Genomic DNA, 25,625 nt, shown 5'->3' on the forward strand with positions numbered 1-25,625 from the left:
TAAGATCATAGCGGGTCTGCGCCTTTATTTTGGCGTTCAGCACGGCCCTCATCAGTACGGCATCGGCCGAGATCTATAGCCAGATCATCAGAGCAGCGGCCCCAGACGGTGAGACACTCATTGCAAGTGCCGAAACTGGGCCGAATTGAGCGCGAATTTATGGATGCATTCCCGGCGAGCGAAGGAATGTACCGATGCCGAAGAAACGATTTTCCGACGAACAGATGGCCGTTGCGCCGAGACAGTCAGAAGTCGGCGCAACGGCCGGCGAGATACGTCGCATGATGGAGATTGCTGAGGTGGCATTGCAAGACTGAAAGAAGGTCTATGACGGAATGGGCCTGGCGCAGATCCGCAGGCTGAAACAGCTCGAGGGTGAGAGCGGCGAGCTACAGCGCCTGGTCGCAGATCTGCCTCTGGGCAAAACGATGTTGCAGGATGCGCTACGAAACGGTGGTGAGGCCCGTGCGCTGCCGCGAGGGTGTCCGGCATTGACAGGGCGTGTTCGCACTATCGGCATGCCGGGCCACGGGCTTCGGGCGGGCCAGTCTCGGATGCCAATCGAGACGCGATCCGGTAGTGGACTTGCGGATGCTGCTGAAAGAGCGCGCCGTGAACGGCCTCGCGGACCACCAGCTCGGCCTGGCCCTGACCCTCGATGTCGCGCGGCAGGAATAGTGCGGCATTCACAAACGCGCTCTGGCGCGGGGTAGGGACTAGAGTGCTCACTGGCGTAGGTCACGGCCAACTCGGCGCCCGCGGCCCGAAAGGCCGACGCGAATCCTGCGGCGCTAGAATGCTCGTTCGCGCTGCTGACGAACAGACCGCGCCTGCCGTCCAAAATGGTATCGATCACGCGGCTTACTGCTGCAGGACGTACGTGCCGGGCGCGTCACAGAGGGGCGCGTATCCTTTTGTTCGGGCGCCAAGGCCGGGCGGCGAGGTGGGCGTGCCCGAACTGGCCGCCAGCCATTCAGTCAGCGCGGGCCACCAAGACCCGTCCTGAGGATCGGTTTCGGCAATCCAGCGTTCGGGGTCGGTATAGGGCGCGTCCTTGGTCTTGGCACGCATGCGGAAATGGCGGTGCGGGTGCCCCGGCTCGGACACGATGCCGGCATTATGCCCGCCGCTGGTCAGAACGAAAATCACGTCGGTGTCGGACAGCAGGTTGAACTTGTAAACAGACCGCCACGGCGCGACGTGATCCCGCTCGGTCCCGACGATGAAAACGGGCGCACGAATGTCCGAAATCGCAACGGGACGGCCCCCGACGCTATAGCGGCCCTCGGCCAGATCATTGTTCAGGAAGAGCCGTCGCAGATATTGCGAATGCATCTGATAGGGCATGCGTGTCGCGTCGGTATTTCACGCCATCAGATCGATCATCTCGGACCGCTCGCCCATGAGGTAGTCGTGGATCACTCGGGACCAGACCAGATCGTTCGAGCGCAAAAGCTGAAATGCCCCGGCCATCTGCGAGCTATCCAGATAACCCTTCTCCCACATCATGTCCTCGAGATAGGTCAGCTGGCTTTCATTGATGAAAAGCGTCAGCTCGCCCGCCTCGGTAAAGTCGACCTGTGCGGCGAGCAGCGTCATGGTTTTTAGCCGCGTATCACCGTCGCGTGCCATGGCGGCGGCGGCGATCGACAGCAATGTGCCCCCCAAGCAATAGCCCAGCGCATGCACCTTTTGGCCGCCGACAACAGCGCCGACGGCATCCAGCGCGTCCATGATTCCAAGCGACAGGTAATCGTCCATGCCCAGATCGCGATCCTCGGCAACGGGGTTTTTCCATGAAATCGCGAAGACGGTGAAGCCCTGCGACACCAAATACTGCACCAGCGAGTTTTGCGCGCTCAGATCGAGGATGTAGTATTTCATGATCCATGCAGGCACGATCAGGATCGGCTCGGGGCGCACGGTTTGGGTTGTGGGCGCATACTGGATCAGCTCGATCAGACGGTTGCGATAGACTACCTTGCCCGGGGTGGCCGCCAGAGTGCGCCCCACTTCGAACGCCTCGATCCCGGCGGGTTTCTTGCCGGTCTTTATGCGTAGAATGTCGTCGACCAGATTCTGCCACCCGGTGATCAGGTTCATGCCCCCGGTGCTATAGGTGCGCTCCAGAATCTCGGGGTTGGTCAGCGGATAGTTGGAAGGCGAGAAGACATCCAATACCTGCCGCGCGGCAAAGGTTACGGCGTTCTCGTGCTGCTTGGTGACGCCCTCGACCCCGGTCGTCGCGTTGTGCCACCACTGCTGGTTCAGCAAGAACGCCTGAGACATGACGTTGAAGGGCCATTTCTGCCACGCCTCGCTGCTAAAGCGCTTGTCCTGCGGCAAGGGTTCGATGCATTGCCTTGGTGTGTCGGCGTGCAGGGCGCAGGTGCTTGCGTAATTCGCAAGGCGCAAGGCCTTCTTGCCGGCCTTTTCCACCAGCTCCAGCTGCTTGCCCGGCGCCGATGCCAGATGCAGCGCCCAGTCGGAATAGGTTTCGGCCAACGCGATCGGGGACAAGCCACCGGTGAACCTGGCCTGTGTGGCCTTCAGTCCCTTGTCCAGGGCTTGGGTCATGCTGGGCCGCGCACGGGTGGCGGTATCGGGAGGGGGCTTGCGCTCGTAACCTGCTTGCAGAGGGGTTTCGCGGGGGCTGACAGCCTCGCTCTTGGCTGACTTGGTTTTCGCCATGATGCGCGCCTTTCCCGGCAAAACAGATCAGACATAGCCATGTCATGTGCCGGGGCAGCGGTAATTGACCTTCGTCAATACGCGGGGCACGGGCAAGATTTAGCGTCCCACCGAGATACGACGCGCAATCGCCGCGCGGTGCCCGGATCGGGCGAATGAACGGGATGTGAATGATGAATAAACGCGTTGGCGCCCTTGCCGCCCTGCTGCTTGTGATTGCTGTCATTGGTATCGGCTGGTGGCAGCTCTCGCAGCGCTCGGACCTGCCCGAGGGTATCAGCGCTTCGAATGGCCGGATCGAGGCCGAGCGGATCGCCGTTGCGACCAAGCTGGCGGGACGGGTGTCGGAGGTCGTCGTGGACGAGGGCGACTGGGTGGAGGCTGGCCAAGCGATTGCCCGCATGGATACCGCCGATCTTGACGCGCAACTTCGACAGGCGCAGGCCGCCGTTTTGCAGGCCCGGCAGCAGAAACTTCAGGCCGAGGCCATTTTGCGCCAGCACCGCTCCGAGTTGAAGACGGCAGAGGCGGAATTTGCACGGGTCGAGCAGCTTGCGGCCAAGGGCTTTGATACCCAGGCGCAGCTCGACACGCAGCGCACCGCGCTCGAGTCGGCCCAGGCCGCCGTTGCCTCCGCCGAGGCGGGGATACCTCTGGCCGACGCGACGATTGCGGCAGCCGAGGCCGCTGTGGACGGCGTCCAGAGCCTGATCGACGACAGCCGCCTGACCGCGCCGCGTGCGGGCCGCGTGCAATATGTGCTCGAACATCCCGGCGAGGTTGTCGCCGCAGGCAGCAGCATCGTCACGCTGACCGATTTGTCGGACATGTACATGACAATCTATCTGCCCTCGCGCGATGCGGGCCGCGTCGCCATCGGCTCGGAGGCGCGCATCATCCTCGACGCCGTGCCCGATTACGTGATCCCGGCCACCGTGACCTTCGTGGCCAGTACCGCGCAATTTACACCAAAATCGGTCGAGACGGCTGATGAGCGCGCGCAGTTGATGTTCCGCGTCAAGCTGACCATCGCCCCCGACTTGCTGGCCGCCTATCAGGACCGCGCCCGCGCCGGAGTGCCGGGCGTCGGCTATGTCAAGGTCAGCGATGCGGCCGAGTGGCCTGAAACGCTTGAGGTGAGATTGCCGCAATGACCGCGTCCCCGGCTGCGTCCCTTGCGGCGGTTACGCATCGCTATGGGCCGGTTTGCGCCCTGGAGGATGTGAGCCTCGACATCCCGGCGGGCTGCATGGCGGGCCTCATCGGGCCTGATGGCGTGGGCAAGTCGACGCTCTTGGCACTGGTCGCCGGGGTGCGGCGACTGCAGGAGGGGCAGGCGCAGGTGCTGGGCGGCGATCTTCGTGCGCGGTCGCATCTGGCCGAGTGCAATCGCCGCATCGCCTACATGCCGCAGGGCTTGGGCCGCAATCTCTACCCGACGCTCAGCGTCTACGAGAATCTCGATTTCTTCGGCAGGCTCTTTGCTCAGGGCGAGGCCGAGCGACGTGCGCGCATAGAGGAGCTGTTACGCGCGACCGGCCTCGACCCTTTCCCGGATCGCCCGGCGGGTAAACTCTCGGGCGGAATGAAGCAAAAGCTGTCGCTCTGCTCGGCGTTGATCCATGATCCTGACCTGCTGATCCTTGACGAGCCGACGACAGGTGTCGATCCACTGTCGCGCCAGCAATTCTGGGATCTGATCGCCCATATCCGCAAGGATCGCCCGGCGATGAGCGTCATCGTCGCCACCGCCTATATGGAAGAGGCCGAAAGGTTCGACTGGCTGGCCGCAATGTCCGAGGGGCGGGTCATCGCCACGGGCACGCCGGATGCGTTCTTGCAACAGACCGGGCAGCCGACGCTGGAGCAGTCCTTCATTGCCATGTTATCCGAGGCCGCCCGCGCGGGGCATCGAGACGTGGTCTTGCCGCCGCGCCAGCCCTCAGATGGCCCGCCGGCCATCGAGGCCAGATCGCTTAGCCGCCGCTTTGGCGATTTCACCGCCGTCGACTCGGTCGATTTCCAGATCGAGCGCGGCGAGATCTTCGGTTTTCTCGGCTCGAACGGCTGTGGCAAGACGACGACGATGAAGATGCTGACCGGCTTGTTGCCCGCCAGCGACGGCAGCGCGCTTCTGTTTGGCGAGACGCTGAATGCGCGTGACATGGGCACACGGCGGCGCGTCGGGTACATGTCGCAATCCTTTTCCCTCTATACCGAGCTGACGGTGCGCCAGAACCTCGATCTGCACGCCGAGCTCTATCAACTCCCCATGGCAGATCGGGCCGGGCGGGTGGCCGAGATGATCGAGATGTTTCATCTGGCCAAGGTTGCCGAAAGCCGACCCAATGCACTCCCCTTGGGCATTCGCCAGCGCCTTCAGCTCGCCGTCGCCGTCATTCACGCGCCGGAAATCCTCATTCTTGATGAGCCGACATCGGGCGTCGATCCTGTCGCGCGTGATGCGTTCTGGCAGCACCTGATTGATCTGTCGCGCAAAGATGGCGTGACGATCTTCATCTCGACCCATTTCATGAACGAGGCGCAGCGCTGCGATCGCATCTCGCTGATGCATGCCGGGCGCGTTCTGGCCGTCGGCCCCCCGGCCGAGATCGCTGCCTCAAAGGGGGCGGGCACGCTGAGCGATGCCTTCGTCGCCTATCTGCGCGAGGCTGCGGGGGACGAGAATAGGCCGCCCGAGGTGTCCCACAAAGCTGCCGCGCCCCGCACGCACACCGGCCCGTTGCAGGCGGGCATGGCCCGGATGTGGGCCTTTGCCCGGCGCGAAACAATGGAGCTTCAGCGCGACCGGCTGCGCCTGGCCTTCGCTTTCCTCGGGCCGGTTATCCTGATGCTGACATTCGGCTATGGCATCTCGCTCGATGTGACGGATCTGCCTTATGCGGTCTACGACCAAGACCAGAGCGCCGAGAGCCGAACCTTGCTCGAGGCCTTCTCAGGCTCGCGCTATTTCGATGCGCAGATGCCCGCGACCAGCACCGAGGATTTGACCGCCCGGATGCGCCGCGGCGAGATCGCACTGGCGATCGAGATCCCGCCTGATTTCGGGCGTGACCTGCTGCAATCATACACCCCCGAAGTGCGCATAGCCATTGACGCCGCGATGCCGTTTCGCGCCGAAACGACGCGCGGCTATCTGGCCGGGCTGGCGCTGTCCTATGCGCAGACTCGGATCGAAGAGACCTACGGCGAGGTGATCGACACCAGCGCGGCGGATATCGAAACGCGGTTTCGGTATAATCAGGCGTTCAAGAGCGTCTATGCGATCGTGCCCTCGGTCATCATGCTGATGCTGGTTCTGATCCCGGCGATGGTGTCCGCGATGGGCGTGGTGCGCGAAAAGGAAACAGGCTCCATCGCCAATTTCCGCTCGACGCCGGTGACGCGGACCGAGTTCATCCTGGGCAAGCAGATGCCCTATGTCGTTATCGCACTGCTCAGTTTCGTCACGCTGATGGTGGTGGCTTACGGCGTCTTCGGCCTTTCGGTGCGCGGCTCGATGGCTGCCCTGCTGACAGGCACGTTCTTGTACATATTGGCGACCGCGGCGTTCGGCATATTGGTGTCGACCTTCACCCGGACGCAGATCGCGGCGACCTTTGCCGCGGCAATCATCGCAATCATCCCTGCGGTCAACTTCTCGGGGCTTCTGGTGCCCGTGTCGTCGCTGACGGGGGGCGGGCGGCTGATCGGTCTGGGCTTTCCTTCGGCCTGGTATCAGCAGATCAGCGTCGGCACCTTCACCAAGGCGCTGGGCTTTGCCGAGTTGTGGCGGAACCACGTCGCGCTGGCCGTCTTTGCCATCCTTTTCATCGCGCTCTCCATCGCGCTCTTGAAAAAGCAGGAGCGCTGAGATGCGTCAATGGCTTGCCAATGTCTATCGCCTCGGCGTGAAAGAGCTGCGCAGTCTACGCGCCGATCCGGTCCTCCTGGTGCTGATCGCCTATGTGTTCAGCGTTGCCGTCTATGCGGTCGCGACAGGGGCGAGATTGGAGGTGATCAACGCATCGGTTGCCTATGTCGATCTCGACCGCTCGGACCTGAGCGGGCGCATCATCGGGGCCATTCTGCCACCCGAATTCGACACGCCAGAGGAAATTCCCGCCACGGACATCGCAAAGGTCATGGATAGCGGAGAGTTCGTGTTCGTCCTGTCCTTTCCGCCACGTTTCGAGGCGGACGTGCTGGCAGGGCTGCAGCCATCGCTGCAACTGAACGTCGATGCGACGGCCATGGTGCAGGCCGGGAACGGCGCCGTCTTTCTACAGCAGATCATCACTGGCGAGATCACCAAATTTGTCGCGCGCAGCGACGAGGCCAGCGCGTCGTCCATAGACATTGTGGTGACGGCGCAGTTCAATCCCAACCTGCAATCGACCTGGTTCGCGTCGGTCATGCAGGTCATCAACAACATCACCATTCTGTCGGTCCTGCTGACCGGGGCCGCTATGATCCGCGAGCGCGAGCATGGCACGATCGAGCATCTGCTGGTCATGCCCGTCACCCCGTCCGAAATCATGGTGGCCAAGATCTGGGCCAACGGCCTCGCCATCATCATCGGCGCCATCCTGTCGCTCTGGCTGGTGGTGCAGGGCATTCTCGGCGTGCCGATCGCCGGATCGATCAGCCTCTTCATCGCGGGCTCGGTGCTCTACCTCGTCTCGGTGACCGGTCTTGGCATTCTGTTGGCGACCTTTACGACGTCCATGGCCCAATTCGGGCTACTGGCGCTGCCGGTCCTCGTGATCATGAACCTTCTGTCCGGCAGCACCACACCGATGGAGAGCATCCCTCTCTGGCTTCAATATGTCATGCAAGCTGCGCCCTCGACCCATTTCGTCGCGTTCGCACAGGCGATCCTCTATCGCGGCGCGGGACTTGAGGTGGTCTGGGCCGATATGGCCCTGATGACCGTGCTCGGTGCCGCGTTCTTCGTCGTTGCGCTGATGCGGTTTCGTCAGACGATGGCGTCAGCCTGAAGACTTCCAGCCTTCCACGATCTTCTTCCGTGCGTCCTCTGTCCGCTGATTGACGCGCGTCAATCCTGAGCGCGCGTCGCATGCCAAAGTCTGGCCTGAAGATCATGCTGCGGCCCGTCGAGCGCCGTGGCGCAGAGGAGGAAAACCGATGTCAGGCACTGCAACCGCATCCAGCCCCGAGGTGGATGCCAAGGCGTCCGGCACGTTGGGCCTTTTGCCCCTGACCGCGCTGGTCGTCGGCTCGATGATTGGTGGAGGCGTGTTTAGCCTGCCGCAGAACATGGCGCGCGGCGCTTCGGCGGGGGCGATCACCATCGGCTGGATCATCACCGGCATCGGGATGCTGGCGCTGGCCTTTGTCTATCGCAACCTCTCGATGCGCAAACCGGCACTCGACGCGGGGCCTTACTCCTACGCGCGGGCGGGTTTTGGCAATTTCGTCGGCTTCAACAGCGCCTGGGGCTACTGGCTCAGCGCGTGGCTCGGCAACGTCTCTTATGTCGTGCTGATCTTCGGCGCGCTCAGCTATTTCTACGCCCCTTTCGGCGAGGAGGGGAACACGTGGCAGGCCATCGTCGGCGCCTCGATCTGTGTTTGGCTGGTGCATGCGCTGGTGCTGGTTGGTGTGCGGCAGGCCGCCATCGTGAATGTGATTACCACGGCGGCCAAGCTGGGACCGATCTTCCTGTTTGTCGTGCTCGCGCTCGTGGCATTCAACATGCCGACGTTCCAGATGGATTTCTGGGGCACCGAAGCGCTGTCGCTGGGCAGCATCACGGCGCAAGTCCAAAGCACGATGCTGGTCACGCTCTGGGTCTTTATCGGGATCGAGGGCGCCAGCGTCGGCTCGGCTCGCGCGGCCAAGCGCAGCGATATCGGAAAGGCGACGATCCTTGGCTTCGTATCGGTCCTGCTGCTCTACCTGCTGGTCTCGCTTCTGTCGCTGGGCGTTATGTCCCAGCCCGAGCTGGCCGAACTGCCCGCCGCCGCCTCCATGGCGCATGTGCTGGAATCCATTGTTGGGCCTTGGGGATCGGTCGTCGTGCGCATTGGTCTCGTAATCTCGGTCGCGGGCGCCTTCCTGAGCTGGACGCTGCTGGCCGCCGAGATCCCGCTCCGCGCGGCGCAAGAAGGCATGATGCCGGACGTTTTCGGGGTCGAGAACCAGAACGGCTCGCCGTCAGGGTCGCTCTGGATCACCAATATCTGTGTGCAGATCACCCTGTTCGTGACGCTCTATTCCAACTCGACCTATCTCGCGCTCTTCTACATCGCCTCCACCGCCATCTTGGTGCCGTATGTCTTTTCCGGCGCCTACGCACTCAAGCTGGCGCTGAGCGGCGAGAGCTACGGGCCGGGCGAGGGGCGCGGCAAGGACATGGCCATCGGAGCCCTCGCAACCGTCTATGGCGCGTGGCTCGTCTATGCGGCGGGGCCTGCCTACCTGCTCATGTGCGCGATCCTCTATGCGGTGGGTATTCCCGTCTATTTCTGGGCGCGCAAAGCGCATGACGCACGCGTTTTCAGCGGCATTGAGATCCTGATCGCCATCGGCCTCACACTGGCTGCCATTCTTGCTGCCTGGATGATGTGGACCGGCGCAATCAGCCCCCTTTGAGCGCGAGAATGGAAGGAGTATCAGACATGGAACATGCCACACAGCTAGGCGTCTATTCCGAAACCGGCACGTTGCGGCAAGTCATCGTCTGCCGCCCAGGCCTGGCCCATCGGCGGCTGACACCGGCCAACTGCCAAGAGCTGCTTTTTGACGATGTCTTCTGGGTCAAGCAGGCGCAGAAAGACCACGACATATTTTCCAAGACGATGCGCGATGAAGGTATCGAGGTACTGGACGTCAACACTTTGCTGGCCGAGACGCTGGAGATTGCAAAGGGGCGTGACTGGGTGCTGGACTACCGCATCGTGCCGGACCAGATCGGCGTCGGCATGGCGTCCGAACTTCGCGCCTGGATGGACGAGTTGCCGGGCGCTGAGCTGGCCGACTACCTGCTGGGCGGGCTGGCGGTCGACGATTTGCCGTTCAAGCCCACGGGTCTTTTCGGCAGCTACCTGGGCGCACATGGCTTTATTTTGCCACCGCTCCCCAACGCGCTGTTTACCCGCGACAACTCGGCGTGGATTTTCGGTGGCGTGTCGGTCAATCCGATGTATTGGCCCGCACGCCGCCCCGAAACTCTGCTCAATACCGCGATCTACAAGTTTCATCCGAAATTCGCGGGCAAGACGACGATTCACTGGGGTGATCCAACCGAAGATCATGGGCTGGCCACTGTCGAGGGCGGCGACATCATGCCCGTCGGAGATGGTACCGTTCTTGCCGGCATGGGCGAGCGGTCCTCGCCTCAAGGGGTGGGCCAGCTTGCCGAAGCGCTTTTTGATACTGGTGCGGCGCAGCGCGTGCTGGCGTTTGCCATCCCGAAATCGCGCGCAGCTATGCATCTCGATACGATTTTCACTCTTTGCGGCGGCGACGTTGTCACCACCTTCAAGGAAGTCGCGGACGAGCTTGTCTGCTACGATATCCGGCCCGGTGACGGGCCTGCGCCGCTGCAATTCCGCCGCGATCCGCGCCCCATCTTCGATATTGTGGCCGAGGTGCTGGGCTACAAGCGATTGCAGGTCGTGGCGACCGGCGGCGACACCGCCGAAGAGCGTGCGCGTGAGCAGTGGAACGATGGCAACAACGTGCTGGCGCTAAGGCCCGGTGTGGTCATCGGCTATGACCGCAACGACGATACCAACGCGGCGCTCAAGGCCGCGGGTATCGAGGTGCTTGCCATCCCCGGCGCCGAGCTGGGCCGCGGCCGCGGTGGCGGCCACTGCATGAGCTGCCCGACCATGCGCGATCCCGTTTGACCCTGAAAGGCATTCCCCATGGCTTACAATCTGAAGAACCGTCATTTTCTGACCTTGCGCGATTACGCGCCGCGCGAGATCGCCTTCCTGCTAAAACTCGCCGCTGACCTGAAAGTGGCGAAATACACCGGCACCGAGGTGCCCAAGCTGGACGGCAAGGATATCGCGCTGATCTTCGAGAAGGACAGCACGCGCACCCGCGTCGGGTTCGAGGTGGCGGCCTACGACCAGGGCGCGCGGGTCACCTATCTGGGGCCGACCGGCTCGCATATCGGGCACAAGGAATCGGTCAAGGACACGGCCCGCGTGCTGGGCCGCATCTATGACGCGATCGAGTATCGCGGCTTTGGTCAGAAGGTGGTCGAGGAACTGGCCGAGTATTCCGGCGTGCCTGTCTATAACGGCCTCACGAACGAATTTCACCCGACGCAGATACTGGCCGACTTCCTGACCATGCAGGAGCATGTGGAAAAACCGCTGCATCGCGTGGCCTTCGCCTTCCTCGGGGATGCGGGCAACAACATGGGCGACAGCCTGCTGATCGGTGGGGCCAAGATGGGCATGGATGTGCGCCTTTGCGCGCCCGAGGCCTGCTGGCCGGATCAGGCGATCATTGACGAGGCCAAGGCGATTGCCGCCGAGACGGGCGCGCAGGTCACCATCACCGAGGATGTGGATGCCGCCGTCAAGGGCGCCGATTTCATCTATACCGACGTCTGGGTGTCGATGGGCGAGCCAAAGGAGAAATGGGCCGAGCGGATCAAGCTGCTGAAGCCTTATCAGGTGACGGCCGAGGTAATGGCCAAGACTGGCAATCCGCGCGCCTGTTTCATGCATTGCCTGCCCGCCTTCCATAACACCGAGACGACAGTGGGCACCGAGATCAAGGAAGAATTCGGCCTCGATGCGATGGAGGTGACCGAGGAGGTGTTCGAAAGCGCGGCTTCGATCGTGTTCGATCAGGCCGAAAACCGCATGCACACAATCAAGGCGGTCCTCGTGGCCACACTGGGGGCCTGACATGCTGGTCGTCGCAGCCGTCGGGGGCAACGCCCTGCTCAAGCGCGGTGAGCCGCTGACAGCCGAGACGCAGCGCGCGAATGTGCGCGTCGCTGCCGAGGCGCTGGTGCGCATTGTGCGTGCGGGGCACCGCTTGATCGTGACGCATGGCAACGGCCCGCAGGTCGGGCTGCTGGCCCTGCAGGGCGACGCGTACAAACCTGATGAGGCGTATCCTCTTGACGTTCTGGGCGCCGAAACCGAGGGGATGATCGGCTACCTGATCGAGCAGGAGCTGGAGAACGCGCTGGGCCATGATCACGCGGTGGCGACCCTTCTGACGCAAGTGGTGGTGGATCCCGACGATCCCGCCTTTCGCAACCCCACCAAATTCGTCGGACCGGTCTATTCGCGAAACGAGGCCGAGACGCGTGCCAAAGCGGCGGGCTGGAGCATCGCGCAGGACGGCGATCACTGGCGGCGTGTCGTGCCCTCGCCGCAGCCGGTCGAGATTCCCGATCTGCGCGTCGTGCGTCTGCTGCTGGATCAGGGCGTGATCGTCATATGCGCGGGCGGTGGGGGCATCCCGGTGGTGCGCCGCGCCGATGGCAGCATGGTCGGCATCGAGGCGGTGATCGACAAGGACGCGGCCAGCGCGCTGCTGGCCGCCGATATCGGCGCCGATGCTTTGCTGCTGCTGACCGATGTTGATGCTGTCTACGAGGGCTTTGGCACCGACGCGGCCAGGCCGCTGCGCCGCCTGACGCCGGGCGAGGGCCGTGCGCTGGACCTGCCCAAGGGCTCTATGGGACCGAAGCTGACCGCTGCCTGCGATTTTGCGGCGCGGGGCGGTTTTGCCGGGATCGGCCGGCTGGCCGATGCGCTGGAAATCCTTGGCGGCACGGCTGGCACACGCGTGGCGCAGGATGGCTGAGGTGAGCGTGGATCCGGACCCCAAGGCCACCGACGAAACGTCGGGGCGCATTGCCGCCATTCGCGGCGGCGTGGTTGATGTGATGTTCGACGGCACCGTTCCGCGCATCCATGATCTGCTATACGCAGGCAGGGTCGCGCTCGAAGTCTCCGGTCTTCTCGGGCAGGGCGTGATCCGCGCGATGGCGCTGGCCCCGGTGCGCAGCCTCGGGCTTGGCATGACGGTCACCGCCACGGGCGGGCCGATCCGTGTGCCGGTGGGCGAGGCTGTTCTGGGTCGGATGCTCGACGTCTTCGGCGCGCCTATCGACGACCGGCCCGCGCCCGCCAGCGGCGAGCGCCGCTCGATACACCGCGCGCCACCGCCGCTGAGCGAGCGGGTATTGCACAGCCAGATCCTCGAGACGGGGATCAAGGCCATCGACCTTCTGTCGCCCATCGAACGCGGCGGCAAGACCGGCCTTTTCGGCGGTGCGGGTGTGGGCAAGACCGTCCTCATCACCGAGCTGATCAACAATACCGTCCAGCACCATAAGGGCGTCAGCCTCTTTTGCGGTATCGGCGAGCGTTCGCGCGAGGCCGAAGAGCTTTACCGCGAGATGGGCGAGGCGGGGGTGCGCGACAAGACCGTAATGCTGTTCGGCCAGATGAACGAGGCGCCGGGCGTGCGGTTTCTGGTGGGCAACACCGCGCTGACCATGGCCGAGTATTTCCGCGACGACAAAGGGCAGGACGTGCTGCTGCTCATCGACAACATCTTTCGCTTCGTGCAGGCCGGATCGGAAGTGTCGGGTCTGATGGGACGCATGCCCTCGCGCGTGGGCTATCAACCGACACTGGCGACCGAGCTTGCGGCTTTGGAAGAGCGCATCACTTCGACCCGGCGGGGCGCGATCACGTCCATTCAAGCCGTCTATGTGCCAGCCGACGATTTCACCGATCCGGCAGCGGCGCACATCTTTTCGCACCTGTCCGCGTCGGTCGTGTTGTCCCGCAAGCGGGCGAGCGAGGGGCTCTATCCGGCAGTCGATCCGCTGGCCTCGGCGTCGGTCATGTTGACACCGTCGGTCGTGGGGCAGCGGCACTACGATATCGCCCGCGCCGTGCGCCGCACGCTGGCCGAGTACGAGGAGCTGCGTGACATCATCGCGATGCTCGGTCTCGCCGAGCTGTCCTCGGCGGATCGCGCCACCGTATCGCGCGCCCGGCGGCTGGAGCGGTTCCTGACGCAGCCTTTCTTCACGACCGAGGGGTTCAGTGGCACCAAGGGCAAGCTCGTGCCCGTCGAGGCCACGCTGGACGGCTGCGAGACGATCCTGGGCCAAACCGAATTCGACCATCCCGAGAGCGCCTATTACATGATCGGCGGCCTTGATGATCTGGAGGCTGCGCCATGAACATGGCAACCGAGATGCAGGTCACGCTCCGGCTGCCGATCAGCACGCTTTTCGAGGGGCGTGCAACGCGGCTCATTGGCGTGGCGCCGAACGGAGCCTTCGGCCTTTTGCCGAACCATATCGATTTCGTCACCGCGCTCGTCCCGTCTGTCCTGACCCTCGAGCTGACCGATGGTCGTGAGGAGATCTTCGGCATCGACGAGGGTCTGCTGATCAAGCGTGGCGCTGAGGTCAGCGCCTCGGTGCTGCGCGGCGTGCGCGGGCTTGATCTGGGCAGCCTGCAGGAAACGGTCGAGGCCAAATTCGTCCAGATGGACGACGAAGAGCGGCAGGCGCGCTCGGCCCTGTCGCGGCTCGAGGCGGACATGGTCCGGCGATTTGCCGAATTGCAAAGGCCCGGGTTATGACCCCGCGCCGCGACAAATCCACCGACGACATCGCGCGTCAGGCGCGGCGGATGAAATCGCGGCGCGAGCATCCGGGGCCCAGCCCGCTGCGAGGCATCGGCACATTCGGAATGATCGGGTGGTCTATCGCCGTACCGACGGTCGGCGGGGCGTTCCTGGGCCTCTGGCTGGATCGGATCTTGCCGCAGGAGTTCAACTGGACGATCGCGCTGATCCTCGGCGGCGTAGTTGTGGGGATTTTCATTTCCATCGCCTGGATCAATAAGGAGGGACGCACCGATGATACCGACTGACTGGTCAGCTATGATGCTGGGCGGGGCCGCGGGGGCCGCTGTCAGCGCGCTCTATTTCGCGGGACTCGCTTGGAGCATGGGCCACGCGCTGCGGGCGCGAAGCCCGGTCGCCCTATTGGCGCTGAGCGCCGCGATCCGGATTGCCATCCTGCTGGCGGCGGGCTGGGCAGTGGCCATGCAAGCCGGGCCTTGGGCTGCACTTGGCTATGCCGCGGCCTTCGTGGTCGTTCGGATCGGGGCGATCACTGCCGCCAAGATCGGCAATGCGGGACATGCGCCATGACCCTCTCGCCAGATCAGATCGTGATGTTTCAGCTTTGGGGTGTTCCCATTAGCGCCACGATCTTCTTCACGTGGATCGTGATGGCGCTGCTGGTCTGTGCGTCCATGCTGATCACGCGTAACCTGCGCGCGGACGTGCCGCCGGATCGCTGGCGCACCATGCTGGAGGTCATCGTGCAGGGCATCCAAGGGCAGATCCGCGAGATCGCGCCAGGCCCTTCGCGGCATCTGCTCTACTTCGCTGGCACCCTGTTCTTGTTCGTGGCGCTCTCAAACCTGCTTCTGGTCATTCCGGGCTTCACGCCGCCCACCTCCTCGCTCTCGACGACTACGGCGCTGGCGCTGTCGGTGCTGATTGCCGTTCCACTTTTCGGCATCACCAGTCGCGGGATCGGCGGTTATCTCAAGACATACTTGCAGCCGTCTTTCATCATGCTGCCCTTCAACATCGTCTCGGAAATTTCTCGCGGGATTTCGTTGGCGATCCGCCTTTACGGCAACATCATGAGCGGCGCGGTCATCGCCGCGATCCTGCTGACCGTCGCGCCCTTCTTTTTCCCCGTGTTGATGGATGTCCTGGGCCTGCTCACCGGCATGATCCAAGCCTACATCTTTGCCATTCTCGCGACGGTCTACATCGCCGGCGCCACGGCCGAGCCCACTTCCTCGCAGCCTGAAAAGGATAGACCATGACAGACCTCGCCATCATCGCCGCAATCTCGATCTTTACCGCCGGTCTGACCGTATCCTTCGGGGCTATCGGCCCTGCCTTGGGCGAGGGGCGGGCGGCGGCCACGGCGCTGAGCGCCATCGCACAGCAGCCCGATGCTGCGCCGACCATCTCGCGCACGCTCTTCGTCAGCCTCGCGATGATTGAATCCACGGCGATCTACTGTTTCGTGGTGGCGATGATCCTGCTCTTTGCCAACCCGTTCTGGACCGTGGCGCTGGAGGCCGCACAGCAGGCGGCGGGGAGCTGAGCCATGTCCATCGACTGGATCACGGTCGCGGCGCAGATCGCCAATTTTCTGGTGCTGGTCTGGCTGCTCAAGCGATTTCTCTACCGTCCCATCCTGGACGGAATTGACGCCCGCGAGACCGAGATCACCACCCGCATGCAGGAGGCAGCCGTGGCCAAGGATGAAGCCGCCCGGACCAAGGCCGAGTATAAGGGCCGGCTGGAGAAATTGGCCGCCGAGCGGCAAGAGGCTGTCGCCGCCGCTCGCCAAGCCGCCGAGGCCGAGCGCGACGCCCTTCTGGCCGAGGCGCGTAGCCGCATCGATCAGGAGCATCGGAGCCTGCGCACGCATCTGGAGGAGGAGACGACGCGCTTCACCGCGCAGATGCACGGTGCCGGGGCCGAGGCGCTCTTGGCGTTGACGCGCAAGGCGCTGGAGGATCTGGCGGACGAGACGCTGGAGGCGCGCATGGCGCGCCATCTCGCCCGCAAGATCAAGACTCTGGCCGGCGATCTGCGCCGCGCGCGGGGGCAGACGGCTGAGGCCGTCGTGACCAGCCGCGAGGATCTGCCGCTGGACGCGCGCGATGCCATCGCGGCAGAGCTCAAAGCAGTCTTCCCGGATGTAGATGCCGCGTTCAGAACGGATGCCGCGCAGGCGCCGGGCCTTGTTCTTCGGATAGGTGGCGGGCAGGTGGCCTGGACGGTCGACAGCTATATCGATGGGCTGGAGGCGCTGATCCAGGACAAGCTGGCGCCGGGCCATAAAGTTAAGGCGCAGCCTCATGAGCAGTGAGACCCGCCACGCGGCCCCAAGCCCACAAGCGCTGCTCGACGCGTTATTGAGTATGCCGGCCCCGGCGCCGCGCCTCAGCGAGATTGGCGAAGTGGCCGAACTGGCGGACGGCATTGCCATCGTCACCGGGCTGGAACACGCGCTCTCGGACGAGCTGTTGCGCTTTGAAAGTGGCGTCGAGGGCATCGTGCTCGACCTCGAGCCAGGGCGTTTGGGTGTGGTCCTCCTTGGCCCGTCCGAGGGTCTGCGCGTGGGCGAGGCGGTCATGCGCACGCATCAGGTGGTCAGCACCAAGGTTGGCCCGAAGCTTTTGGGCCGAGTTGTCGACGCTCTCGGAAACGCGCTGGACGGAGCGGGCCAGATCGGCGAAGGCAAGACCAGCCCCGTAGAGGCCGAGGCGCCCCGCATCCTTGACCGCAAGGCCATTTCGCGCCCGCTGGCGACGGGGATCAAGGCGGTCGATGCCGCGGTGCCTGTCGGCCTCGGCCAGCGCGAGCTGGTGATTGGCGACCGGCAGACGGGCAAGACCTCGTTGGCGGTTGATGCGATCCTCAATCAGAAATCCACCGATGTCATCTGCATCTATTGCGCCATTGGCCAGCGCGGGGATGCCGTGGCCAAGGTGATCGGAGCGCTACGCGATGGCGGCATGATGAAGCGCACGGTGGTCGTCTCGGCGGGGGACGAAGATGCAGCAGGCCTTGCCTATGTTGCCCCTTATGCGGCGATGACCATGGCCGAGCATTTTGCCGGCCAGGGTCGCGACGTGCTGGTGGTGCTTGACGATCTGACGCATCACGCGCGCTCCTACCGCGAATTGTCGCTGCTCTTGCGTCGCCCGCCGGGGCGCGAGGCATTTCCAGGTGATATCTTTTATATTCACGCCCGCCTGCTGGAACGTGCCGGGCAATTCACCGATGCGGCGGGGGGCGGGTCGATCACCGTGCTGCCCGTTGTCGAAACGCAGGCCGAGAATCTCTCGGCCTACATCCCCACCAATCTCATCTCGATCACCGACGGGCAGATCTACCTTTCGCCGCGCCTGGTGCGGAAAAACCAGTTTCCGGCGGTCGATCTGGGCGTGTCGGTCAGCCGTGTTGGCGGCAAGGCGCAAAGCCGCGCATTCCGCGCGGTCGCCGGAAATCTGCGCGTGACGCTGTCGCAATTCGAGGAGCTTGAGGATTTTGCGCGCTTCGGCACGCGTCTGGACGATGCGACGCGCGCGCGCCTCACGCGTGGCGCGGCAGTCCGCGCCGCCCTGCGCCAGCCCGAGCGCGACCCCATCCCGGCAGTCGAGCAGTTGGCAGTTCTGGTCTCGGCCATGGAGGGCAAATTCGACGGGATGAGTGAGCAGGATGTGATGGACGTGATGGCCGCCGTGCGCGCCGCGGCGGCCAAGGATCTGGGCGATCTGGCCGAGCTGATCGCGCAGAACAAGGAGTTGGACGAGGCCGCCCGCGAGCGCATGGCAGCATTGGGAGAGGCCGCGCGCGCGTCGCTCACGACATCCCGAGGCGAGCCATGACCCAAACCCTCGAGGCGTTGAGCCGCCGCACCGAAAGCATGGAGGGGATCGGCAGCGTGGTCCACACGATGAAATCGCTGTCGGTCATCAACGCCGCCCCGTTCGACAACGCGGCCCGCGCCATCGAGGCCTATCACGGCACGGTCCTCGAGGGGCTGCACGGCTATCTGTCCCAGTCGGGGCCGGTCTCTGCGTCACGCACTGGCAACGCCGAGCAGGTCGTGGTCGTCTTTGGCTCGGATCACGGTCTATGCGGCAACTACAACGAGGTGCTGGCGGCGCATGTTGCTGGTCATTTGAGCGAAACAAAGGGTGCCGCGCGCATCCTTTGCGTCGGCGCACAGATGCAGGCGGCGCTGATCGATGAGGGGCTCGAGGTGCCGACGGCCCTGTTGCCGCCTGCATCCGCCGACGGCATCGGGCGGTTGGCGAACCTTCTGACGCAGCAGTTGGATGCGCTGCGTCAGGCGGGCGCCCAGAGGGAGCTTGCCGTGACGCTTGCGTTCTTCGCGCGCCACGAGGGCAGCGGACAGGCGCCGAACATCAAAAGGTTGCTGCCACTCGACCCCGCTCTGATCTCGGAGTTGAGGAGCAAGCCCTGGGCCTCACGCAGCCTGCCATTCATCGCGATGAGGCGGGCAGACCTCTTTACAACCCTGATCCGCGGGCATCTCTTCAGCAGTCTTTTCCGCGCCTCCGCCGAGGCGCTGGTGACCGAGAATGCCGCCCGCCTCGCGATGATGCAGCAGGCCGAGCAATCTGTGGACGATCAGCTTGACGAGCTGAAATCGCAAATGCGGAATGTGCGGCAGTCCGAAATCACCACCGAGCTTCTGGATGTGATCATCGGGTTCGAGGCGTTGAAAAAGGCCAGAAAACCGCGCAGCGAGGCAGAGTCCGATTAGCGTGACTGCCAATGCAGGCATGGCCGTGCGCGTGTGCCTTCAGCCGGTCAGTGAGGTGATCCGGTATTTCTCGCAGGTGGCCAGATCGATCCGCCCGCTACGTTTTAAATTGCTGAACGCGCGGCTCACCGTTTCGACCGAGAGGCCGAGGTGATCGGCAATGTCCCGGCGGCACATCGGCAGCGCGATAAAGTCGCCCGAAGGCCGTTTGGCGGCAAAATCACGCAAGAAGCGAAAGACCCGCTCGCTGGCCTTGGTGCTCACGAGGGTGAGCAGTTGGGTGTCCCGGTTCTCGATGAGCGCGTCGACATAAGCCCGGATCTCTTCCTGGAGCGGGGCGCTGTGCTTCAGCTCGCGCTCCAATACGCTGCGCGGAAGCACGTTGATGACAACATGATCCACCGCTTCGGCCGTAAAATGCCAATGGTCTTGCTCGGTGATCCCGATAAAACCTTTCCTCGTCGAAAAACAGGGAATCTGCCGGTTTCCCTCGGCGCTGATCATGCAGCAGCGCACGGTCCCCGACACGATCTGATAGAGGGCATCAGCCGATTCTCCATGCAGCAGGATGGTACTGTCGGGCTGGCAGTGCCGCTGAAATGACGCTGCCTCGAACAGAGCTGTGAGAGTGGGGTAATTCGGGGAATGACGGCGCGTCTCAGGCGCCGAGTGAGGGCGCAGACCTAAGACAGGGCGCGCGGCCCCGTTTGCGGGCATGGGGGCAGTCTTCAGCGACACCTGCTCTGCTCGAGCAAGCTGTTCATTGGCAACGCTTGCATTCCTCATCACGATGTTCATCGCCTCACTCCCTGAAATAGCCATCAACTGGGCGCGATCCCGCCTGTTCTGGAGGTGGACGCGCATTTGGGTGGTGTGGTTTTGGGATAGCCATTGCGCGACCTTCGGCATCTGGCCGATTACGCCGGTGCTGGTGCAAACCCCCTTGGACACTTTCAAGTTATGGTTCGAGATGACATCCTTTAAGTGACTCACAGTGAAGCGGCCCTGCAATGCGTCTAGTTGCGGCCAGCCGGGAGATTGATGCGTATGGGCGGGCCGCCAAAATGACCACATCGCAATCCAGTCCCGACGATCTGGTGCTGGCACAGCTTGCCCGCATCATGGCCAGTCGCCAATTCTGCAACGCGCCGCGGCTGTCACGGTTTCTGTCTTATGTCGTCACCGAATCCATTGCTGGGCGGTTGGAAGGGCTGAAAGGTTACACCATAGGGGTGGAGGTTTTTGACCGGCCTGACGATTTCGATCCGCAAACGGACACCATCGTGCGCGTGCAGGCACGGGCGCTACGCCAGAAGCTGGACCAGTATTACGCGCTTGAGGGGCGCGATGATCCGTTGCGCATCATGATGGCCAAGGGTTCGTATGCGCCGACGTTCAGCGTCTCGTGCCCGGCGGATAATAACGTTTTGCACGAGACACTGAAACCGGTCCATGCCTTGCTGAAGCCTTCGATTGCCGTGATGCCCTTCGACGACTTTAGCCGCGACAGCGACCACGAGTATTTCGCCCACGGCCTTACCGAAGAGACGATCGCAAACCTGTCGCGTTTCCGAGAGCTGTCGGTCTATTCGCGCCTGACGACGGAGCAAGCCAAACAGAATTGTCTAAGTATCCGCCAGATCTATGAGGAATTTCAGCCCGATTTCGTGCTGGAAGGCAGCTTCCGGATCGACGATCGAATGGTAAGCATCACCATCAATCTGGTCGAGGCGTCGTCCGGCGAAATCATCCTGACCCAGCATTTCACCCACAAGACAACGCCGCAGGCAATATACGCCGTTCAGGACGAGATGGCGTTGATGATTGCCGGGCATATCGCGGACCGTTTCGGCCCATTAGGCGCCTATGCGCGGCGCAGCGCACAGTCGGGTCACTCGCTGAAATGGGAGACCTATCTGTGGATTTCGCGCTACCACCAGTATTCCGTCCAGCTGAGCGCGGCTGACCGCCAGGACATCAAGGACGGCCTCGCGAAGGCGTTGCAAAGCGATCCGACATCGTCCGATGCGCATGCCGTTCTGGCACTTATCATGGCTGACGAGTACCGGATGACCTTTGGGGCGCAAAGCACCGCCGAAGTGCTGCACAAAGCGCTCGAGGAAGCCGACCAGGCCGTTCAGTGCGATCCGCTGAACGCCGCCGCACATAAGGCACTTGCCATCGTGCGGTTTCACCGGGGCGAGTTCGATCTCTTCGAAAGCGCGGCACAGCGCGCGCTCGCGCTCAATCCTGGCCATCCGGATATGTTTGCCACGCTCGGGATCTGCTATTGCATGATGGCCAAGTGGGACATCGCGATGCCGATGCTGGATAAGGCAATCGCTCTCAATCCGCTGCAGCCCGGCTGGTATCATATTCCCAAGGCCATCGGACTGGTCATGACTTCCAGCCCTGCCGATGCAGTGCGCCAGATGCAGGTCGCGCCGCTGCCCGGCGCATTCTACTACCACTGCCATCTGCTCTGGTTTCTGGTCGAAGCGGACGAGATGGCAAAGGCCAGGCAGGAAAAAGAACGGCTGCTTGACGCGCTGCCGGAGTTCGAGACCGTGATCATGCACCATTTGCAGGCTTGGCGCCTTGATCCGCAGATGGTCCGCCGCGCCGTCGCGGCCTGGTCGCGCGCCGGGCTGCGTATCGCGGGGCCGGATACCGTCGACTGACCGCAGCGTCCACGGTTTTCAGACGCCATTCCGCGCGCCACGCGGCCGCGCTGCGTGCGGATTGACGCGCGTCAATCACCGCGCTCTCCCGCCGATTACGATTGAGAATGAGCAGCGATCCCGCTTGCGCGGCCCTGCGCGTTTCACAGTCCCAGCCGACGAGAAGAGATCTGTCATGACAAATGGAATTTGCGATATCTGCAAGACACGCCCCGCGACGTTCCGCGCGCAAGTGATGGTCAACGGCAAACGCCAGACGATGGAACTGTGTGACGAGGATTATCGCAAGCTCGCCCGTAGCCAGGGCCGCTCCAGCTCACCACTCGAGTCGCTTTTCAGTGGCAACTCGCTTTTCGACGAGTTTTTTGGTGGCCGTCGCAGCGGGCCGGGCATCTCGGGCCGGTCGGATGACATGCGCGGCGAGAGCGACACTGGCCCGGCAAGGGCCGCCCCGAGCCGGGGCAGGGGCGTCAACATCGCAGACCGCCTCAGCGCCCAGGGAAGCAAGCTGTTGCAGGAGGCCGCGCAAACGGCCCATGACTTTGGCCGCAGCGAGGTGGATACCGAGCATCTTTTGCTGGCGCTGACCAACTCGGACATCGTCACCACGCTGCTGGATCAGTTCAAGATCGACGCCGCTGATCTGCGCCGCCAGATCGAGCTGGACGCCAGGCGCGGCGACGCCGAGGCCGACGTCGATATCGGCGTGAGCCCGCGCCTCAAGGATGCGCTGAACCGCGCGCTCATTGCCTCGAACGAGCTGGGGCATTCCTATGTCGGCCCCGAGCATCTGTTGGTGGGCCTTGCCGAAGAGGGTGAGGGTGTGGCTGCGGATATCTTGCGCAAATACGGACTGACCCCACAGGCGCTACGCCAGCAGGTGACCAAGCTGGTTGGCAAGGGTGCCGAAGAGGGTCGCGTCGATGCACCCTCCAGCACGCCCGATCTGGATGAATTCAGCCGTGATCTGACCAAGTTCGCCCGCGAGGGCAAGCTGGACCCCGTCATTGGCCGTGCGCGAGAGATCGAGACGACGATCGAGGTGCTGGCCCGTCGCAAAAAGAACAATCCGGTTCTCATCGGCGAGCCCGGCGTGGGTAAAACGGCCATCATCGAGGGTCTCGCCCAGAGGATCGTGGCGGGGCAGGTGCCCGAGGCGCTCCGCGACAAGCGTCTGATCGAGCTCAACATCAATTCGATGGTCGCCGGCTCCAAGTATCGCGGAGAATTCGAGGAGCGTGTTCAGAAAATCCTCAAGGAGATCACCGATAACAAGGACGATCTGGTGCTCTTTATCGACGAGATCCACACCATCGTCGGCGCCGGTCAGGGCGGCGGGGAAGGTGGGCTTGATATCGCGAACACGTTCAAGCCGGCGCTGGCCCGGGGCGAGCTGAACCTGATCGGCGCCACCACGCTGAACGAATACCAAAAGTATATCGAGAAGGATGCGGCGCTCGAGCGGCGTTTCCAACCTGTTTACGTGGACGAGCCATCCGTCGCGCAAACCATCATGATCCTGCGGGGGCTGCGCGATACCTTGGAAAGCCATCACAAGGTCACGATCGCCGACGAGGCCATTGTCGCCGCGGCCGAACTGTCGGATCGCTACGTCACGGGGCGATTCATGCCGGACAAGGCGATCGATTTGATCGATCAGGCCGCCGCGCGGGTCAAGATCAGCGCGACAGCCCGCCCTATCGAGGTGCAGGAGCTTGAGGCCGAGGTCCAGCAAATCAAGCGCGAGCAGGACTACGCCGCCGCGCGCAAGCAGTTCGACCGGGCGGCGTCACTCAAGACCGAGCTGGAGGGCAAGCAGCAACAGCTAGACGATTTGCTTGCGACCTGGAAACGGGACCGGGCCTCGGCCACGGACGAGGTGCGTGCGGATCACGTTGCGCATATCGTCAGCAAATTGACCGGCGTGCCGGTGACCGAATTGACCAGCGAAGAGCGCGCGAAACTGCTTTCGCTCGAGGACCGCCTGCACGAGCGGGTCATCGGCCAGGACGAGGCGATTGCGTCGGTTGCCGATGCGGTCAGGCTGGCCCGTGCGGGCCTGCGCGAGGGATCGGCGCCCACGGCAACCTTTCTCTTTCTGGGGCCGACAGGTGTCGGCAAGACCGAGTTGGCCAAGGCGCTCGCCGCGACCGTTTATGGCGATGAGGACGCCATGGCACGTATCGACATGTCCGAATATGGCGAGCGTCACGCGGTCGCCCGTCTCGTCGGCGCGCCTCCGGGATATGTCGGGTATGACGAAGGGGGCCAGTTGACCGAGCGTGTGCGACGCCGGCCTTATTCCGTCGTGCTGCTGGACGAGCTCGAGAAGGCGCATCCGGATGTCTACAATATCCTGTTGCAGGTCTTCGACGACGGCCGCCTGACCGATGGCAAGGGCAGGGTGGTCGATTTTACCAATACGATCATCATCGCCACCTCGAATCTCGGCTCTGACATCATCCAGCGAAACCTTGCCAAGCGCGGCACCAAAGACTTCCACGAGGCGAGGCAAAAAGCTGAGCTGATGGAGGTTCTGCGCCACCATTTCCGGCCCGAGTTCATCAACAGGATCGACGAGGTCATCGTCTTCCATTCGCTGAACCGTGACGAGATCCGCAGCATCGTCGAGCTGCAACTGGCGCGCGTGGCGTCAACCGCTCAGACCCAGGGGGTCGAGCTTGGCTTTGACGGCAGCGTGTTGGACCATTTCGCAGATGCTGGGTTCCAGCCTGAATATGGCGCACGCGAGATCCGCCGCCTCATTCGATCACAGCTGGAGACCGAGCTGGCGCGCGCGATGCTGGGCGGGATCGTCGAGGATGGCGACAAGGTGCGCGCGATGTGGAGCGATCAGGATCAGAAGATCACGTTCTCCAAGTCGGAGCAGGGCAAGGATAAAATCCCTGACCCCGAATGCGCACCGTCTGATGCGGGGCCAGAGAATGCGGAGTGAGCCCGGCCTGCTGAAGACGCGACATCGAATGGATGGAATGGAACGTCGATGTAGACGCCTTAATGCAAGGTAAGGACTCGTGGCCGGCAGATCACCAGTACCGCCAGCGTCATGGCTGAGAGGGACACCTCTCGGGCATCCATCGTAGCGGGTCGCAACGCGCCATCAGTCGTTCAGCCTGCCAGAAATGATCTCGATCCGGTTGCGGTGTCTGTAGCGGTGCCTATCGGTTTTCGCCGCTACGTTTCGCTGTTTTACGGCCAAGGATGCAGGCGGGTAGCCTTTTGGCCTTCAACGCCTCTCGTTTCAATCTGTGTCATATCCGCGATCTCCGGACACCCATGCCACATTCGGCAAAGTGCTCACTGGAGGGCGGGCACCGATGTATTCGCTGATCGGATCTGCGGTCACGGACAGGTTTCGCGGGCGTCCTTGGCCGTCGCAGATGGTGTTCAGCTTGGTGTTCATGCCGCCCTTGGTTCGGCCAATCAGGCATCCGCGATCTCACGATTGACGCTCAGACTCGTCGCCGTGCGGTGGGCCTTCCAGGTCGGCGTTCATCGTCACCGTCTCTTCCGCAACGTGTTCGGCAATCAAACCGATCGTTATCCGCACCAAGATGCTTTGGCCGCTCGCACGTTTCCAACGGCGATCGGGCATCTTATGTGACCATATGCTGCGAGTGCGTTGCGCCATCGCGGGCCGTCGCGATTGGTGAAAATAATGTCGCTCACTCTTCGCCGACCACCAACGCGCATCGATGATGCTGGCAGTGCGAAAGATCCGACCGTCATGATTTCGATCCGGGACGCAGTTGTAGGCCCTGCTGCGCGTCAGGGTATCGTGCGGCGTTATCGTGAATGCCTGCAATTAATTCTGAGAAGTCGGTGGAGTTGCGGTTATTGCGCCGCGTGACTCCTGCGAA

21 protein-coding genes and 2 pseudogenes are annotated in these 25,625 nt (G+C 63.1%); 19 read left to right on the forward strand and 4 right to left on the reverse strand.

Features of this window, described 5'->3' with window-relative positions:
* Nucleotides 1–194 precede the first annotated feature (194 nt).
* Nucleotides 195–317, forward strand: a complete 123-nt coding sequence (locus BW975_RS18340) for a hypothetical protein (RefSeq protein ID WP_272482017.1) — start codon at nucleotides 195–197, stop codon at nucleotides 315–317.
* A gap of 193 nt (nucleotides 318–510) precedes the next feature.
* Here the strand turns inward: BW975_RS18340 and BW975_RS17905 are convergent, their stop codons facing one another.
* Nucleotides 511–729, reverse strand: coding sequence for a hypothetical protein (locus tag BW975_RS17905; protein ID WP_139194212.1), 219 nt, complete (start codon nucleotides 727–729; stop codon nucleotides 511–513).
* A 132-nt stretch (nucleotides 730–861) separates the two neighbouring features.
* Nucleotides 862–2,577, reverse strand: a pseudogene (locus tag BW975_RS06310) (PHA/PHB synthase family protein).
* A gap of 287 nt (nucleotides 2,578–2,864) precedes the next feature.
* On the opposite strand from BW975_RS06310, the gene BW975_RS06315 reads away from it, so the two are divergent.
* From BW975_RS06315 to BW975_RS06390, 16 genes are all read left to right on the forward strand, one after another.
* Nucleotides 2,865–3,845: an HlyD family secretion protein gene (locus BW975_RS06315; protein WP_244512495.1), complete on the forward strand. Its 981-nt coding sequence runs from the start codon at nucleotides 2,865–2,867 to the stop codon at nucleotides 3,843–3,845.
* Complete coding sequence (gene rbbA / locus BW975_RS06320) at nucleotides 3,842–6,565, forward strand: ribosome-associated ATPase/putative transporter RbbA (RefSeq protein WP_076531961.1); 2,724 nt, start codon at nucleotides 3,842–3,844, stop codon at nucleotides 6,563–6,565. The genes BW975_RS06315 and rbbA overlap by 4 nt, the downstream gene beginning before the upstream one ends.
* A 1-nt stretch (nucleotide 6,566) precedes the next feature.
* Nucleotides 6,567–7,691, forward strand: coding sequence for an ABC transporter permease (locus BW975_RS06325; protein WP_076531963.1), 1,125 nt, complete (start codon nucleotides 6,567–6,569; stop codon nucleotides 7,689–7,691).
* 148 nt (nucleotides 7,692–7,839) lie between these two features.
* Entirely contained in the window at nucleotides 7,840–9,309 is a 1,470-nt protein-coding gene (arcD, locus tag BW975_RS06330; protein ID WP_076531965.1) for an arginine-ornithine antiporter, read from the forward strand.
* Between the two features lie 26 nt (nucleotides 9,310–9,335).
* Nucleotides 9,336–10,568, forward strand: coding sequence for an arginine deiminase (locus BW975_RS06335; protein WP_076531967.1), 1,233 nt, complete (start codon nucleotides 9,336–9,338; stop codon nucleotides 10,566–10,568).
* Nucleotides 10,569–10,586: 18 nt separating this feature from the next.
* Entirely contained in the window at nucleotides 10,587–11,588 is a 1,002-nt protein-coding gene (gene argF, locus BW975_RS06340; protein WP_076531969.1) for an ornithine carbamoyltransferase, read from the forward strand.
* Nucleotide 11,589: 1 nt separating this feature from the next.
* A complete protein-coding gene (gene arcC, locus BW975_RS06345; RefSeq protein ID WP_076531971.1) occupies nucleotides 11,590–12,501 on the forward strand; it encodes a carbamate kinase in 912 nt (303 codons plus the stop codon).
* A gap of 1 nt (nucleotide 12,502) precedes the next feature.
* Nucleotides 12,503–13,897 carry a F0F1 ATP synthase subunit beta gene (gene atpD / locus BW975_RS06350; RefSeq protein ID WP_272482018.1) on the forward strand — a complete coding sequence of 465 codons (1,395 nt, stop codon included), beginning with the start codon at nucleotides 12,503–12,505 and terminating at the stop codon, nucleotides 13,895–13,897.
* Entirely contained in the window at nucleotides 13,894–14,304 is a 411-nt protein-coding gene (locus BW975_RS06355) for an ATPase (protein ID WP_076531975.1), read from the forward strand. The genes atpD and BW975_RS06355 overlap by 4 nt, the downstream gene beginning before the upstream one ends.
* Nucleotides 14,301–14,597: an AtpZ/AtpI family protein gene (locus tag BW975_RS06360; protein WP_076531977.1), complete on the forward strand. Its 297-nt coding sequence runs from the start codon at nucleotides 14,301–14,303 to the stop codon at nucleotides 14,595–14,597. The genes BW975_RS06355 and BW975_RS06360 overlap by 4 nt, the downstream gene beginning before the upstream one ends.
* Nucleotides 14,584–14,880: an N-ATPase subunit AtpR gene (locus BW975_RS06365; RefSeq protein ID WP_076531979.1), complete on the forward strand. Its 297-nt coding sequence runs from the start codon at nucleotides 14,584–14,586 to the stop codon at nucleotides 14,878–14,880. The genes BW975_RS06360 and BW975_RS06365 overlap by 14 nt, the downstream gene beginning before the upstream one ends.
* Nucleotides 14,877–15,572, forward strand: coding sequence for a F0F1 ATP synthase subunit A (locus tag BW975_RS06370; protein WP_076531981.1), 696 nt, complete (start codon nucleotides 14,877–14,879; stop codon nucleotides 15,570–15,572). Before BW975_RS06365 ends, BW975_RS06370 begins: the two co-directional genes overlap by 4 nt.
* Nucleotides 15,569–15,859, forward strand: coding sequence for a F0F1 ATP synthase subunit C (locus tag BW975_RS06375; protein ID WP_076531983.1), 291 nt, complete (start codon nucleotides 15,569–15,571; stop codon nucleotides 15,857–15,859). Before BW975_RS06370 ends, BW975_RS06375 begins: the two co-directional genes overlap by 4 nt.
* Nucleotides 15,860–15,862: 3 nt before the next feature.
* Nucleotides 15,863–16,633: a F0F1 ATP synthase subunit B family protein gene (locus BW975_RS06380; protein WP_076531986.1), complete on the forward strand. Its 771-nt coding sequence runs from the start codon at nucleotides 15,863–15,865 to the stop codon at nucleotides 16,631–16,633.
* Entirely contained in the window at nucleotides 16,623–18,158 is a 1,536-nt protein-coding gene (locus BW975_RS06385; RefSeq protein ID WP_076531988.1) for a F0F1 ATP synthase subunit alpha, read from the forward strand. The genes BW975_RS06380 and BW975_RS06385 overlap by 11 nt, the downstream gene beginning before the upstream one ends.
* Nucleotides 18,155–19,063, forward strand: coding sequence for a F0F1 ATP synthase subunit gamma (locus BW975_RS06390; RefSeq protein WP_076531990.1), 909 nt, complete (start codon nucleotides 18,155–18,157; stop codon nucleotides 19,061–19,063). The genes BW975_RS06385 and BW975_RS06390 overlap by 4 nt, the downstream gene beginning before the upstream one ends.
* Before the next feature lie 39 nt (nucleotides 19,064–19,102).
* Here the strand turns inward: BW975_RS06390 and BW975_RS06395 are convergent, their stop codons facing one another.
* Entirely contained in the window at nucleotides 19,103–19,861 is a 759-nt protein-coding gene (locus BW975_RS06395; RefSeq protein ID WP_212634881.1) for a Crp/Fnr family transcriptional regulator, read from the reverse strand.
* 266 nt (nucleotides 19,862–20,127) lie between these two features.
* Here BW975_RS06395 and BW975_RS06405 point away from each other — a divergent pair, with 266 nt between their 5' ends.
* Together BW975_RS06405 and BW975_RS06410 are read left to right on the forward strand one after the other, a co-directional pair.
* Nucleotides 20,128–21,744, forward strand: a complete 1,617-nt coding sequence (locus BW975_RS06405) for a hypothetical protein (RefSeq protein ID WP_139194211.1) — start codon at nucleotides 20,128–20,130, stop codon at nucleotides 21,742–21,744.
* Nucleotides 21,745–21,919: 175 nt separating this feature from the next.
* The gene (locus tag BW975_RS06410; RefSeq protein ID WP_076531998.1) at nucleotides 21,920–24,700 is read left to right on the forward strand and encodes an ATP-dependent Clp protease ATP-binding subunit; all 2,781 of its coding nucleotides are present in this window, start codon (nucleotides 21,920–21,922) and stop codon (nucleotides 24,698–24,700) included.
* A gap of 59 nt (nucleotides 24,701–24,759) precedes the next feature.
* Here the strand turns inward: BW975_RS06410 and BW975_RS18435 are convergent.
* Nucleotides 24,760–25,455 (reverse strand): annotated as a pseudogene (locus tag BW975_RS18435) (IS5 family transposase); the annotation flags it as partial.
* Nucleotides 25,456–25,625 lie beyond the last annotated feature (170 nt).

The sequence above is a fragment of the Roseovarius nanhaiticus genome (assembly GCF_900156535.1).
In the GTDB taxonomy this organism is placed as follows: domain Bacteria; phylum Pseudomonadota; class Alphaproteobacteria; order Rhodobacterales; family Rhodobacteraceae; genus Roseovarius; species Roseovarius nanhaiticus.